The sequence below is a fragment of the Duganella sp. OV510 genome (assembly GCF_900100205.1).
GTDB lineage: Bacteria > Pseudomonadota > Gammaproteobacteria > Burkholderiales > Burkholderiaceae_D > Rugamonas.
Genome location: NZ_FNEQ01000006.1, coordinates 143,622 through 157,563 on the forward strand (window position 1 = coordinate 143,622; position 13,942 = coordinate 157,563).

Sequence of the window (13,942 nt, forward strand, 5' to 3'; positions counted from 1 at the left end):
AGTTTCACGATAACGATAAGGATGTCTATGAGCAGTTCGAACATTGTTCCCTTTGCACGCCGTCCGGGCAAACCCAAACTGACCGTACTGCTGCGCGAGATGCATGCCGCCTTCGCCATCGCCATGGGCGGCGGCGCCTTGCTGCTGGCCGGCCTGGCCCATGCCACCGACACGCCACCAGACGCCGTTCCCGGCGTGACCGGCGGCGCTGAGGACGGCGCTGATACCTCCAGCGAAGCGGCTGCCGCGTCGCTACAGGTCATCAAGGTCACCGCGCAAAAGCGCGAGGGCAAGGCGCAGGAGGTGCCGAGCGCGATCACGGTGCTGGGCGGCACGCAGCTGCTGGAAAATGGCATCGGCCGCTCGGCCAGCGAGATCCTGAACTATGTACCGAATGCTTCGGCGGGCACGCAGCAGCACGGCCGTCCACGCTGGTGGATACGCGGCGTGGGCGCTGGCCAGCAGCAGATCGACTTTCCGAATCCGGTCGGCTTTTATCTGGATGACGTGTATATCAGTAACTCCACCGCGACCGGCTTTCCGTTGTTCGACGTCGAGCGGGTAGAGGTGCTACGCGGCCCGCAAGGCACTTTGTGGGGCAAGAACACCACCGGCGGCGCGATCAACATCATCTCGCGCAAGCCGCGCGAATACCTGGACGGCTATATCAAGGCCGACTACAGCAGCAACGAAACCAGGCTGATTGAAGGCGCCATCGGCGGCGCGCTGAAGGATGACGTGTTGGCCGGCCGCCTGTCGTTCCACTCGGAAGATCAGGGCGAAGGACCGCTGAATAATCTGTACACCGGCAAGAAGGACGGCAAGCTGCGTGACAATGCGGTGCGCGGCCAGTTGCAGGCGAAGCTCAGCCGCGACCTGACGGCCAACCTGAACCTGCATTATCGCGACTACCGCACCACTGGCGCCATCACCACCACCGGCAGCTACGCCGCCAATGGCGTCTACCGCAACGGCTATATCCCGAGCAACGACAGTGAAGATGTGAGCACCAACGCGCCGACGCTGACCGCCATCAAGCAGGGTGGCGCCAACCTGAACATCCAGTATGACCTGGGCGGCTATACGCTGACCTCCATCACCGGCTACGAAGACTTCAAGACCGACACGCTGGGCGATAGCGACAACACGCCGCTGGAAGTCAGCCGTGGATGGAGCAAGGCAAGCAGCCACCAGTTCTCGCAGGAGCTGCGGCTGGCAACCGCCAAGGACGAGAAAGTCAGCTGGGTCGGCGGCCTGCATTACTTCAATGAGGGCATCCGCTCCTCATCCGCCACCGCGCGCCTGCCGAACGATATCGCCGGCGCTCTGGCTGGCAGCACCCAGCCGGTTGGCTACAACGCCACCGCCTTCACACATGATACGCGCAGCTTCGCGCTGTTCGGCAGCACCACGGTGAACTTCACCGAGCGCTTCCTGGCCACGGCCGGCCTGCGTTGGACCACCGAGACCAAGGACCTGGACCTGCGCCGCATCCAGGCGGCATCCGGCACCGTCACTTTCGGCAGCGCGGCCAACTGGTGGAACACGGTACAGGGCGGGAACTTCACGGCAGCGTCGGTGGCGAACAACAACTTCACCTCCAGGCCATCGACCACCTGGCGTGCGTGGACGTATGACTTTACGCCGGAGTACAAGATCACCGATCAGGCGCGCGCCTACTTCAAGTACGCGCACGGCATCAAATCGGGAGGCTACAACACCGGTGCCAGCGACGTGCGGGCGCTGAACACGGTGGCGCCGGAGAAGCTGGATTCGGTGGAGCTGGGATTGAAGTCCGAGTGGCTGGATCGCCGCCTGAACTTCAACGCCAGCGTATTCCATTACGATTACAAGAACGTTCAGGTCAACATTACCGGCGTGTATAACGGCGACCCGACGCAGAGTGTGGCGTATCTGCAGAACGTCTCGAAGGCGCACGTCAACGGTGCCGAGTTTGAAATCGAAGCACTGCCGTTCGACCAGTTGCACATCAACGCCAATGTCGGCATCCTGCGTACGGAGTTCGACCAGTTCGATATCCAGAACAATGGCGGCAACCGCAATGGCAATGAGTTCGTGCGCTCGCCGCACCTGACCGCGTTGCTGGCGGCGGATTACCGCATTCCGCTGGCGAATGGCGGAAAAATCGTGCTGTCCGGCGATGTGCGCTATACGTCGAAGCAGTTTTACTACGTGGACCCGCAGAACACCGCGCGCTATCTGCTGAACCAACCCGGCTACTCGCTGATCAATGCGCGCGCGTCGTACACGCTACCTGGCGGGAACCACATCTTCACGCTGTACAGCAGCGATCTGGGGGACAAAGTGTTCAAGAACCACACCCTGACCACCTACGTGCCAGGCACCACCAACGGTGACACGATTTACTGGGGTGCTCGCCGCACAATCGGCGGCTCATACACCTACTACTTCTAACGGCGCCACCGAAACCCGCACACCGCTGCGGCCAGGGCCTGACCCCGTACTGGGTCAGGCCCTTTTGTTTCGGGGTTACGCTTTTAAGCGCTGATGTGGAGATCCGCACGTACCCGGAGCGGGGCAGGGCGGCTGCTGCCTGCGCAACAGCGTCCGATGACGCGGCTGTTGGCTACGCAACAGTTGCTGCTGGCGGAGGGGCGTTTTTGTCTCTGAAGCGCTGGCACAGCGATTGCACTACTCAGGGAACCAACCCTCAACTCCAGGAGAATCCCATGACAGAAACCGCAACCACCCGTCTGAGCGAACAGGTGCTGGCCTTTGCCGAGCAAACCCGCAAGCAGGCGCAAATCGCTTTTGATGCGCTGCGCAGCACCGGCAGCCTGACCGCTTTCGGCACCGTCGGTTTCGTTGAGCGTGTACCGGGCGAGGAACTGGTGGTCATCGTTAATGATCCGGGTCCGTTCCGCAAAGGCGAGCCGCTGGTGGCCTCGGTGCTGGGCCTGGACGGCACCATCTACGCCGGCAACAACGGCGGTGGCGGCAACCGCTATCTGAAACTGTTCCGCACCCATGCGGATATCACCACCATCTCGCACGTGCATTCGCCATCGCTGGGCGCCTGGGCGCAGACGCATCGCACGCTGCCGATCCGTTATGTGCCGGTACAACGTTTCCAGCTGATCCGCGAGATCCCGATCTATATCGACCGCCGCCAGCCGGAGGTGGACTTCATCCTCGACCAGATCGAAGCCAACTCGTACAACACTGCCATCCTGGAGGCCAACGGCGGTTCCACCGTATGGGGCAAACAGGGCTTGCTGAAGACCGCTGAATTCATCCTGCTGCTGGAAGAGGGCGCGAAGATCCAGATCGAGGCGGAAGCCATCGGTGGTTCGCGCGACTTCGGCCCCGGCGTGCTGCGCCAGCAGTGGAAAATGAGTCCGCTGTACGAAAAAGCGCGCGAACTGAACCTGCTGCCTGCTACCGATCTGTAAAGGGATGCATACGATGCTCGGAGCTTTTGTTTTGCAGCGCCGCCGCCTGCTGGCGGCGGCGGTTCTGCTGGTTTATGGCGCCGCCTGGGCGGCGCCTGCGGCCGGCTTGCCGGAGGCGGTGCGGATTGCGGCGGTGGCGCGCAATACCAATGGTGGCAATGCGCAGTTTGCCGGTTCGTCGGCGCTGGTGGCCAGCCAGGGCTGGCTGGCGTCGGAACTGGGCAAGCTGGGTGTGAAGCTGGAGTGGCTGCCAGTCACCACCAACTCGGTGGCGGTGCAGGTGAATGAGGCGTTTGCCAACAAGTCGATCGACTTCGCGCAGTATGGCGACCTGCCTTCGATTATCGCCAATGCCTCCGGCTTGAACACGCGGCTGGTGGTGCCGGGCGGTAGCCTGAATAACACCTATCTGGTGGTGCCGTATAACTCGACCGCGCGTTCGATCAATGATTTGAAGGGCAGGAAGATCGCGCTGCATCGTGGTCGGCCTTGGGAATATCCTTTTTCCAGGCTGCTGGCGGCGAACGGTTTGAAAGCCACAGACGTCAAGCTGCTCAACCTGAATCCGCAGGCGGGAGCGGCGGCGCTGGCCAGTGGCAGCGCGGATGCGTTCTTTACACTGAGCGACGCCTTCCTGCTGGAGGATAAAAAGATCGGCCGTGTGATCTGGTCGAGCAAGACGCCGCCGCAGGACTGGAAGATGCGTGCGGAGTTGTGGGGCAGCGCGGATTTCCTGGCGAAGTATCCGCAACTGGCGCAGCTGGTGGCAACCGCCTACGTCAAGGCGCACCAGGGCGCCAGCGTGGAGAACGGCCGGGAAGAGTATATTCGCGCCGAAGCGGCGGCGGGCCAGCCTGAATCCGTGGTGCGGCGCGAGCTTGACGGCGATAAGCGTCCGTGGAAGGCGCGCTGGTCGCCATTGCTGACGCCTGAGGTGAAAGCACATTACGCGGCCGAAGCCCTGTACGCCAGGCAGGCTGGCCTGATCGCCAGGCCGCTTGATACCAACAGCCTGTATGTGCCGCAGTTTGTCGAGCAGGCGCTGGTCAACCTCAAGCTGCAACAGTATTGGGCGCCATGAGTTCCGTGTTTTCCAGCCAGGTGCCCGACGTCACGCACCAGCAGACCACTGACGCACGTGGCGCCGGCGCGCCGCAGCCAGGCCTGGTCGCGCGCTGGCTGGCCTGGCGCTGGTCGGCCTGGACCTCGCCGCTGTTGCTGCTGGCCGTCTGGTCGCTGGCGACATGGCTGGACTGGGCGCCGGACCAGATCCTGGTCTCGCCGCTGCAAGTGCTGCACACCGCGCAGGAACTGATCGAAACCGGCGAACTACAGCAGCACCTGGAAATCAGCCTGCTGCGTCTCGGCGGCGGCTTCGCCATCGGCGCCATCACTGGTATCGCCTTTGGCCTGCTGCTGGGCCTTTCGCCAGCGCTGCGTACCTACACTGCGCCAAGCTTCCACGTGCTGCGACAACTGCCATCGGTAGCGCTGATCCCCTTGTTCATCCTGGTGTTCGGCATTGGCGAAAGCTTCAAAATCTTCATCGTGGTGAAGGCTACCTTTTTCATCGTCGCACTGGCGGTACATGATGCCGTGGTCGGGCTGTCCGAGCGCTACATCGAGGTCGCACGCGTCTATGGCTTCACCCGCTGGCAGCAGGTGCGCCGGGTAGTGCTCCCCGCGATTGTGCCAGCCACACTGACCGGCGTGCGCATTGCGCTCAGCCGCTCGTGGATGGTGCTGGTCGGCGCCGAACTGCTGGCGGCCGACAGCGGCCTGGGGCAAATGATGGAAATGGCGCGCCAGATGTTCCGGCTCGATGTCGTCATGGTCGGCGTCGTGCTGACCGGCGCTATCGGCTTCGCGCTGGACCGTGGCTTACGCTGGCTGGAAGCACACTTGATGCGCTGGCAGCACAGCGACAGGGAGAATTCATGAAATTGCATAGTGCGGCCAATGCCGCAAAAGGGCTGGTGCTGCCGCTTGTGATGCTGGCCGCCTGGGAATGGGCGTCGCGCCAGGGCGCAGGCGTCGCCTACGTTTTCGTACCGCTGGAGCAGTTGTGGCAAGGCCTGATCGACCTGCTGGAAAGCGGCGAACTCGCGCTGCATCTGCGCGCCAGCCTGCAACGTACTTTACAGGGATTGCTGATCGGCGGCCTGCTGGGCATCGCCACCGGCACCTTGATGGCGCAATCACGCGTGGCCGACCGGTTGATCGGCCCACTGTTCCACAGCATCCGCCAGGTGCCTCTGCTTGGACTGGTACCGCTGCTTGGCCTGTGGGTAGGCAGCGGCGATGCGGCCAAGCTGCTGGTGGTGATCATCGCCGCGTTCTATCCGACGGTACTGAACACCGCTGAAGGCATGCGCCGTGTCGAGCGATCTTACCGCGAAGTAGGCCAAGTGCTGACGCTGACCCGCACGCAGACCTTCCGCCGCCTGCTACTGCCGGCGGCCCTGCCGGCCATCGTCACCGGCGTCACGCATGCGCAGGCATTCAGCTGGCTGGCCTGCGTGGGCGGTGAACTGCTATTCGCGGCGGGACCTGGCATCGGTTCGCTGCTGATTAATGCGGAGCAGGGCGGCCGCATGGAAGTGGTGCTGATTTCCGTGCTGGCGATTGCGCTGCTGGCACAGTCGATGAATTTTGTGTTTCAGCGGGCCGCGCGCCTGCTGGTGCGCGGGCGTAGCACGCAATGAGCGCGCCGGTGATCGATGCGCAGGCTGGCGTGGCGCATTCCACGACGTCCGCCGACGTGCGCCGCTTCCTGATTGGCTTTGTCGGGCTGACGCTGTTGTCCGGCATGACGATAGGCATGAACAAGGTACTGAGCACGCTGCTGGGTATCCATCTGGGCGTCAGCAATTTGCAACTGGCGGTGATCAGCAGCGCCGAGACGTTTGCCATGGCGCTGGGGACCATCCCGGCCGGCTACATCCTCGCACGCGGCAATCCGAAGTATCTGTATGCGGCGGTCAGCCTGACTCTGTCGGCGGCATTCTGCGCACTGCCATGGCTGCCGGGCTGGCAGTGGGTGGCGTTGCTGATGTTCCTGGTCGGCCTGTGCATCTCGCTGCGGATCGTCGCAATGAGCACAGTCTTCCTGGTGCGCTTGCCGGAAATTGGACAGTCAAAAGCGGGATGGTACAAAGGCACGCTGACGCTGGGCATGCAGTTTGCCGGGCCATTGACGGGCAACTACGCCATCGCCAATATGGGACTGAAGGCGGGCTTCCTGGTGTCGGCGGCGATGTTTGCGCTGCTGGCGATACTGGGATGGCACGTGCTGCCGGAGACCTCCGGCCGTCGCGAAGGCGGCGCATCGCGGAATGTCGGTGCGGATGGCGGCCAGGCGTCTAGCTGGCGCGCCTTGTGGCGCCTGCCGGCGGTGCGCACCACCTACCTGTTCGAGATCCTGGCCAGCTTCACCGCATCGAGCGTCGGCGTGTTCTCGCTGCTACTGGCGATGCGCGTGCTGCAATGGCCGCACCAGCACGCTGTCTGGCTGATGGCGGTGCAGGGTCTGAGCTTCGTCGTGGTGCTGCTCCTGCTGGGCAAGCCGGTGCTGGGCAGCCCGCAGCGTGATCGCATCTATGGCGGCGCGCACCTCGCCATCATGCTCGCGCTGCTGATCCTGGGTACGCTGCCCAACACGGTCGCCTACCTGTCCGCTTCGGTACTGCTGGGGCTTGGATTGGGCGTCAACGCGCTGGTGAATACCGACCGTATCGCGCATGCCCCGGTGGACAAGGCCCGCGTGTCGTCGCACCTGACTTTGTTCGGCATGGTTGGCGGCACCACCGGCGCGCTGGCCGCCGGCAAGCTGGCCGACAGCATCGGCCTGCAACACGTCTTCCTGGCCTGGCTGCTGCCATGGCTGGCAGCGTGGATTTTCTATCATCTGCGTCGTGTCAAACACAAAGGAGAAACATCCGCATGAACGCCCCGATCAATTTTAAGGCCACTACACGCGCGGGCGGTCTGCGCATCGAGCATGTCAGCAAATCGTTCCAGCTGAAAGCTGGCCCGCTGCTGGTGCTGGACGATATCTCGCTGACGGTGGAGCCGGGCGAATTCGTCGCCATCGTCGGTGGCTCCGGTTGCGGCAAGTCCACGCTGCTGCGCCTCCTGGCGGGGCTGGATACCGACTACCAGGGCAAGCTGCTGCATGATGGCCAGCCGATATTCGGCACCGGCCTGCAACGCGGCCTGGTATTCCAGGACCATCGCCTGTTCCCCTGGCTGACCGTGGAGCAGAACGTCGCGCTCAGCTTCACCAACACCGATGTGCCGCAGGCCGAGCGCCGCAAGCGCGTGGCCGCTGAAATCACCCGCGTGGGCCTGGATGGCTTTGCCGACGCCTATCCGCACCAGCTGTCCGGCGGGATGTCGCAGCGCGCCGCCATCGCCCGCGCGCTGGTCGGTCGCCCGGACGTGCTGCTGCTCGATGAGCCGCTGGGCGCGCTGGACGCGCTGACCCGCGTGCGCTTGCAGCAGGAGCTGCGCCGGCTGTGGCAGGACGAGGGCATCACCATGGTCATGGTCACGCACGATATCGATGAAGCGGTCTACCTGGCCGACCGCATCGTGGTGCTGGAAGCGCGCCCGGGCCGTGTGCGCCGCATACAAAACGTCGCGCTGGCGCATCCACGCCAGCGCGGTCAGGCCGAATTCGTCGCCATCCGCGACGGACTGCATGCCGATTTTGGCGACCTGCGCGATGAACCTCCCGCCGCTGGTACACCGTCCGCGCCGCAAGCGGCGTGGGACGCAAACGATTGGGCGCGCCGCCTCGCGCTCTAACCTCAATATCAAGGAGAACATCATGAGTAAGCTCGACACACTGTGGTACACCCGCTGCCCGGTTCCGACCGGCCTTGGCATCGCAGTCCAGCAAGGCTGGCTGGAACAGGCCTTCAACGCAGAAGGCACCGCCATCAACTCGCTGCGCGAGTCCAGCGACCAGGCAGTGCGTGAATCGCACTTCGATCACACGCTGCAAAACTCGGTGCGCCACGGCGGCAATATCCCGGCACTGTGGGCCAGGGCCGATGGCCGCGACACGCGCGTAATCGGCCTGTCGTGGGCGGATGAGACGCAGCGCATCCTGGTGCTGCCCGACAGCGACATCAAGACCGTGCGCGACCTGAAGGGCCGCCGTTTCGGCCTGCCGCTATGGCGCCGTGCGCAGATTGACTTCGCCCGCGCGCAAGCGCTGCGTGGCCTGGAAAACGCGCTCAAGCTGGATGGCTTGTTTGTGCACGACGTGGTGCTGGCTGATTTTGCGGTGGATGTCGGCCAGAGCGACCTGGCAGCTGAAAAGGTCGCCGGCGTCAATGTGTTTGGCGGCGGACGTGGCCAGAATCCGGAGCTGCTTGCGTTGCTGCGGCGCGAAGTCGATGCCATTTTCCTCAAGGGCGCGCACGCGGTCCAGGTGGCCCAGCAATTCGGCTTGCGCACGCTGATCGACACCGGCGTGCATCCTGACCCGCTGATCCGCGCCAACAATGGCACGCCGCGCACCTTGAGCGTCGATGCGCATTTGCTGGAACATCACTTCGACTCGGCCGTCACCATCGTCGACCAGGTGCTGCGTGCCGAAGCATGGGCACACGCCAATCCGGACCCGACGCGGCGCTTCCTGGCACGTGAAAGCAACAGCAGCGAATACAGCGTGGTCAAGGCCTACGGCGAAGATGCACACTTGCGCCTGCGCACGGACCTGTCTGAGAGCTCGATCGCCGGCTTGCAGGACTTTGCCGACTTCCTGCACCGCTGGCACTTCCTGCCGGCAGCGGTGGACGTGCGCAGCTGGATCGATGCACGGCCTTTCGCTGCGGCGCTGGAACTGCGCAAGCAGGCAGCATAATGCGCGCGCGCCTGCTGCTGGGCCGCGTGGTGCGGCAGATTTCCCTGGCTGCGCTGGCGGCGGCGCTGAGTTCCGCCGGCGCCATCGGCATCGCCCGCGCCGAGCCGGAGACGGTGCGGATTGCCACCACGGCGTTCACCGAAAACGGCAAGGCGGCGATTTCCGGCGTGGCCTATCGCGTGCAGCAGGAGGGATGGCTGGCCGCACAGCTCCAGCAGCGTGGCGTGAAACTGGAATGGCTGCCGGTCAGCGGCGACACCGGCGCCACCATGAACGAAGCGTTTGCCAGCAAGCGTATCGATTTCGCAGCCTATGGCGATCTGCCATCGGTCATCCTCAACGCCGGCGGCGTGCGCACGCAGGTGGTGGTGCCGTCGGGGCGTGGCGCCGATGTATTCCTGCTGGTGGCGCCTGGCTCGCAGGCCCGCTCCATCCGCGACCTGAAGGGCAAGCGTATCAGCATTCATCGCGGCCGGCCGTGGGAACTCGGGCTGCGTCACCTGATTGAAGACAATGGCCTGAAGGTCAGCGACTTCACGCTGGTGAACATGGATATCAAGCCCGGTGCCGCCGCGCTGGCCACGGGCCGTGTGGATGCGCTGTTTGTGCTGGGCGGCGACGCGCTGGAGGACCGTGGCGCCGGCCGTATCATCTGGAGCAGCAAGGGCAAGCCGGAACGCAAGATGCGCGCTGAATTGTGGGGGCGTCAGGAATTCACGCAGGCCAATCCGGCGCTGGCGCAACTGGTGGTCACTGCATGGCTGCGCGCGCAGCACTGGGCGGCGCAAGACAGCAACCGCGACACCTTCCTGCTTGACGCCACGCGTGCCGGCGTGCCGGAGCGCGTGGTGCGGCGTGCTTATGACGACCCGCAACTGGCGTGGAAGGACCGATTTTCGCCGGTGTACGATGGACTGGTGTATCGTCACTATCGCGAGGTGCTGACATTTGCGCATCAACAGAGGCTGGTGCGCAAGCAGTTGAAGGCCGAGGAATTGCTGGAGCCGCGCTTTGTCGATGCTGGGCTGCGTGAACTCGGACTGACCGATTTTTGGAAACAGGAGAAGCAATAATGACTGAAGAGCGCAAGCCGGCAACGATCTGGTACTCGCGTGGATCGATACCGACACCGCTCGGCCTGAGCGCGCAGCTCGGGCTGTACGACAAGGAATTTTCCGCCGACGGCATCACCATCAAGTCGCTACAGGATTCCGATAACCCGAGCGAGCTGGCCTCGCATTTCGAGCACAATCTGCCGGATTCCTTCCGCCTCGGCGGCGCGGTGCAGCCGATATGGGCGCGCGCCAAGGGCCGCGACACGCGGGTGATCGGCATTTCCTGGATTGATGAATACCAGGTGATCCTGGCGCTGCCAGAATCCGGCATCGTTACGCCACGCGATCTGAGGGGACGCAAGCTGGGCCTGCCCAGGCAGCCGGCCAATGCGGACGGTGTGGATGTCAATCGCGCCGAAGCGCTGCGCGGCCTGCTGGTGGCGCTGGAGACGGCGGGCCTGGGCCACAATGATGCGGAGTGGATCGACGTGCCGGCGCGCGTCAACGCCGTACTGGAGCCGGATACACCGGTACGCCGTGGCGCGCCGCACCGCTATACGGCGCTGGTGCATGCGCTGGTCAAGGGCGAAGTGGATGCCATCTACGTCAAGGACGTGCGTGGCGCCGAAGTGGCGCACCTGCTGGACGCGCGCGTAGTGCTCAATATGGGCTTCCATCCGGACCGCTGGGTGCGCGTCAACAACTGCACACCGCGGCCGCTGACGGTCAACACGCTGACTTTGCAGCAGCATCCCGATCTGGTGCGCCGCTTCCTGGGTAGCATCGCCTCGGTGGACAGCTGGGCGCGGCGCAATCCGGGCCAGGCACTGACCCACATCGCGCGCGAAACCAACTGGGCTGAATCGTGGGTGCGTTTCGCCTACGGCGACAAGCTGCACGAAAAGCTCGGCGTGGGCCTGGATGACGAAGGCTTGACGGCGTTGGCGCAGTTCAAGCAGTACCTGCTGGACTGGAACTTCATCCAGCGTGACTTTGCGCTGGATGAGTGGGTCGATGCAGGGCCGCTTCGCTCACTGGGCCTAGCCTGATTATTTCGCCGTGAAGTAGCTTTTCAACCGCTGTAGCTCGTCGCCGGTCAGATGCATGACGGCGCCGTGCTTCGGTCCCGAGAAATTGGTTGCCTTCATGACTGAACCTGGATCGTTAAAGCGGCCCAGGTTTTTGTACGTGACGAAGTCGGTGGTTTCGGAAAAGCCCATGTTGTTAGGCGTGGCGCCGAACACGTCATACATCAGCACATAGCTGTTGGTGCCGAGACGGCGAAACATGGTGGGGGCCTCGCACATCACGGTTTCAGGATCGACCTTCTTCGGATCGTACTGGTAGCCGCTGTTGATCTTTTCCGACACGGCGTGTCGCAGGCCGCCCGGATTATCGTGCGCCACATAGTACAGGTGGTACTTGTCGCCGACCTTGGTGATGTCGCCGTCGATGGTGCTCTTGTCTGCAACCGGGTAGGTGAACAAGCGTTGCGGCAGGGTTTCCAGCGTGGTGTACGCGTCGTTGGCGTAGGCATAGACCATGTAATTGTGGCCGCCTTTCTGGCGTGTGGTGAAGTACACCATCATCTTTTTCTTTTCCGCGTCGTAGATGGTCTCGGGCGCCCAGGCCGCGCCGACGTCACCGAAGTCAGGGAACAACTGGCTGATATGCACCAGCGCGTGCGTCCAGTGGATCAGGTCATAGGACTTCATCAGGATCAGCGCACGATTATTGCCCCAGCCGTAGGGTTCCTGCGGACGCTCCCATTCTGTTTTGCGCAATCCTTCCTTCTGCGCGTAGATGTGCAGGTCGGTCATCGACAGGTAGAAGGCATTGTCCGGGCCGCGCATGATGTGCGGATCGCGTATGCCGCCTGGACAAATGCGGCGGCCAGCAGCAGGCCGAGCGTGGATAGTGCGCGTTTCATTTTCGTCTCCATTATTGGCAAGTGGCGCACGGACCATACCATTCGTGCCTTTTCCGGACTAGGTTATCGACCGATGAAATTTTTGGATCGCATGCGGTTGACCTATTGACATGCCTTCGGGAGCTCGTATAATCATTTAAGTTATCGATATCATGATCGATAAAAATAATAGAAGGAGACTGATTTGTTCCACTTTAAACGAGTGTGCGCCGGCTTGCTGGCGTGCCTTGCTTTCACCAGCGCCAATGCCGCCGCCCAGGATCGCGTACAGGTGCATCCGTTCCCGAATGCGGTACGCTATACCCATCATAACGATGATTACACGGTGCGTGTGCGCACGCCGGGCGGCGTGTGGCAGGACCTGTATGAGTACAAGGCCAAGGTCGACCTGGACAATCCGCAAGATGCGTCCATGGTTTTCTTTAATTTCGACGGTACAGTGGAACTGGCGATCCAGAAGAATAATGGCGCTTTTTCGAAGGTGGCGGTGCGGCCTGATGCCAAGGGGATCAAACCGGTGGTGAAGGATGGCATTGCCTATGTCACCTTGCGCAAGCCGGAGAATCTGAGCGTCGAGTTTGACGGCGACCACTTGCATAATCTGCACGTCTTCACTCACGCCATCCGCAAGGACATGCCGGCGGTGCCGGCCAATCTGCAATCCAATGAGATTGGCGCTGGCAAGCTACCAGACCTGACGCAGAAAACGGTATTCTTCGGTCCAGGCATGCACAGCGGCGAGTTCCGCCTGCGTTCCAATACCAATGTGTACATCCACGGCTCGGCCATCCTGAAAAATCCGCTGATTCTCGATGGCGTGGAAAACGTCAAGGTGTATAGCGATGGTCTGTTTGATGGCGTCGACATGCTCACCATCCGCAATGCGCGCAATATCGAGATCGATGGGCCGATCTTCATCAACCAGCCGCACGGCACCATGCGCTGCATTACCTCGCAGGACATCGTGGAACGCAGCATCCGCACTATCGGTGCGGGCAAGTGGTCGGATGGCCTGGGGCACTTTGCCTGCGAACGCGTGACCATCACCGACTCCTTCATCCGCACCTCGGATGACTGCCTGACTTTCTACAATCACCGCTGGGATATCTGGGGCAATACGCGCGACGTCAAGGTCACCGATTCGACCTTGTGGGCGGATGTGGCGCACGCCATCATGATCGGCATCCACGGCAATACGCCAACGCCGGAGCATCCACAATCGGAGGTGCTGGAGAAGCTGCGCTTCTCGAATATCGATATCCTCGACCACGACGAGGACGACCCGGAGTATGAAGGCGCAATCGGCATCATGGCCGGCGACGACAACCTGGTGCGCGATGTACTGTTTGAAGATATCCGCGTTGAGCGCATCGAAGAGGGTAAGCTGTTCAACCTGAAGATCGCTTATACCGCCAAGTACAACACCAGTCCAGGTTTGGGAATCGAGAATATCACCCTGCGTAATGTACACTATTCGGGCAAAGGCTCGGCGAGTGCATCAGCCATCACTGGCCACAATGCGCAGCGCAAGGTCCGCGACATCACCCTCGATAACGTGACGGTGGGCGGCAAGCGCATCACCGGTCCGGAAGCCGGCGTGCTCGAATTGAACGAGTTCACCGAAAATATCCGCTACCGTTAAAAGAAA

At 62.5% G+C, this 13,942-nt stretch carries 12 protein-coding genes; 11 read left to right on the forward strand and 1 reads right to left on the reverse strand.

Annotation, left to right across the window (positions count from 1 at the left end):
- Positions 1 to 27 precede the first annotated feature (27 nt).
- The 10 genes from BLS51_RS17140 (at position 28) to BLS51_RS17185 (ending at position 11,413) form a co-directional block, all read left to right on the forward strand.
- Positions 28 to 2,436: a TonB-dependent receptor gene (locus tag BLS51_RS17140; protein ID WP_090185077.1), complete on the forward strand. Its 2,409-nt coding sequence runs from the start codon at positions 28 to 30 to the stop codon at positions 2,434 to 2,436.
- Between the two features lie 275 nt (positions 2,437 to 2,711).
- Positions 2,712 to 3,434 carry a class II aldolase/adducin family protein gene (locus BLS51_RS17145; protein WP_090185080.1) on the forward strand — a complete coding sequence of 241 codons (723 nt, stop codon included), beginning with the start codon at positions 2,712 to 2,714 and terminating at the stop codon, positions 3,432 to 3,434.
- A gap of 13 nt (positions 3,435 to 3,447) precedes the next feature.
- Positions 3,448 to 4,515, forward strand: a complete 1,068-nt coding sequence (locus BLS51_RS17150) for an ABC transporter substrate-binding protein (RefSeq protein ID WP_229207618.1) — start codon at positions 3,448 to 3,450, stop codon at positions 4,513 to 4,515.
- Positions 4,512 to 5,375 carry an ABC transporter permease gene (locus BLS51_RS17155; RefSeq protein ID WP_090185930.1) on the forward strand — a complete coding sequence of 288 codons (864 nt, stop codon included), beginning with the start codon at positions 4,512 to 4,514 and terminating at the stop codon, positions 5,373 to 5,375. The genes BLS51_RS17150 and BLS51_RS17155 overlap by 4 nt, the downstream gene beginning before the upstream one ends.
- Positions 5,372 to 6,139, forward strand: coding sequence for an ABC transporter permease (locus BLS51_RS17160; protein WP_090185088.1), 768 nt, complete (start codon positions 5,372 to 5,374; stop codon positions 6,137 to 6,139). The genes BLS51_RS17155 and BLS51_RS17160 overlap by 4 nt, the downstream gene beginning before the upstream one ends.
- Positions 6,136 to 7,380, forward strand: a complete 1,245-nt coding sequence (locus BLS51_RS17165) for an MFS transporter (protein ID WP_090185093.1) — start codon at positions 6,136 to 6,138, stop codon at positions 7,378 to 7,380. The genes BLS51_RS17160 and BLS51_RS17165 overlap by 4 nt, the downstream gene beginning before the upstream one ends.
- A complete protein-coding gene (locus BLS51_RS17170) occupies positions 7,377 to 8,243 on the forward strand; it encodes an ABC transporter ATP-binding protein (protein ID WP_090185098.1) in 867 nt (288 codons plus the stop codon). The genes BLS51_RS17165 and BLS51_RS17170 overlap by 4 nt, the downstream gene beginning before the upstream one ends.
- Before the next feature lie 22 nt (positions 8,244 to 8,265).
- Positions 8,266 to 9,309 (forward strand): ABC transporter substrate-binding protein, encoded by a 1,044-nt coding sequence (locus BLS51_RS17175; RefSeq protein WP_229207619.1) that lies wholly within the window; start codon positions 8,266 to 8,268, stop codon positions 9,307 to 9,309.
- Positions 9,309 to 10,382 carry an ABC transporter substrate-binding protein gene (locus BLS51_RS17180; RefSeq protein WP_090185101.1) on the forward strand — a complete coding sequence of 358 codons (1,074 nt, stop codon included), beginning with the start codon at positions 9,309 to 9,311 and terminating at the stop codon, positions 10,380 to 10,382. The genes BLS51_RS17175 and BLS51_RS17180 overlap by 1 nt, the downstream gene beginning before the upstream one ends.
- The gene (locus tag BLS51_RS17185; protein ID WP_090185104.1) at positions 10,382 to 11,413 is read left to right on the forward strand and encodes an ABC transporter substrate-binding protein; all 1,032 of its coding nucleotides are present in this window, start codon (positions 10,382 to 10,384) and stop codon (positions 11,411 to 11,413) included. Before BLS51_RS17180 ends, BLS51_RS17185 begins: the two co-directional genes overlap by 1 nt.
- On the opposite strand, the gene BLS51_RS17190 is transcribed toward BLS51_RS17185, so the two are convergent.
- On the reverse strand, positions 11,414 to 12,217 hold the full coding sequence (locus tag BLS51_RS17190; RefSeq protein WP_175472607.1) for a glycoside hydrolase family 43 protein: 804 nt from the start codon (positions 12,215 to 12,217) through the stop codon (positions 11,414 to 11,416).
- A gap of 261 nt (positions 12,218 to 12,478) precedes the next feature.
- Between BLS51_RS17190 and BLS51_RS17195 the strand changes: the two genes are divergently transcribed.
- A complete protein-coding gene (locus tag BLS51_RS17195) occupies positions 12,479 to 13,936 on the forward strand; it encodes a glycosyl hydrolase family 28 protein (RefSeq protein ID WP_139168719.1) in 1,458 nt (485 codons plus the stop codon).
- Positions 13,937 to 13,942 lie beyond the last annotated feature (6 nt).

Coding starts and splice junctions, on each gene's coding strand:
- BLS51_RS17140 (WP_090185077.1), top strand. CDS start 28: ATGAGCAGTTCGAACATTGTTCCCTTTGCACGCCGTCCGGGCAAACCC.
- BLS51_RS17145 (WP_090185080.1), top strand. CDS start 2,712: ATGACAGAAACCGCAACCACCCGTCTGAGCGAACAGGTGCTGGCCTTT.
- BLS51_RS17150 (WP_229207618.1), top strand. CDS start 3,448: ATGCTCGGAGCTTTTGTTTTGCAGCGCCGCCGCCTGCTGGCGGCGGCG.
- BLS51_RS17155 (WP_090185930.1), top strand. CDS start 4,512: ATGAGTTCCGTGTTTTCCAGCCAGGTGCCCGACGTCACGCACCAGCAG.
- BLS51_RS17160 (WP_090185088.1), top strand. CDS start 5,372: ATGAAATTGCATAGTGCGGCCAATGCCGCAAAAGGGCTGGTGCTGCCG.
- BLS51_RS17165 (WP_090185093.1), top strand. CDS start 6,136: ATGAGCGCGCCGGTGATCGATGCGCAGGCTGGCGTGGCGCATTCCACG.
- BLS51_RS17170 (WP_090185098.1), top strand. CDS start 7,377: ATGAACGCCCCGATCAATTTTAAGGCCACTACACGCGCGGGCGGTCTG.
- BLS51_RS17175 (WP_229207619.1), top strand. CDS start 8,266: ATGAGTAAGCTCGACACACTGTGGTACACCCGCTGCCCGGTTCCGACC.
- BLS51_RS17180 (WP_090185101.1), top strand. CDS start 9,309: ATGCGCGCGCGCCTGCTGCTGGGCCGCGTGGTGCGGCAGATTTCCCTG.
- BLS51_RS17185 (WP_090185104.1), top strand. CDS start 10,382: ATGACTGAAGAGCGCAAGCCGGCAACGATCTGGTACTCGCGTGGATCG.
- BLS51_RS17190 (WP_175472607.1), bottom strand. CDS start 12,217: ATGCGCGGCCCGGACAATGCCTTCTACCTGTCGATGACCGACCTGCAC.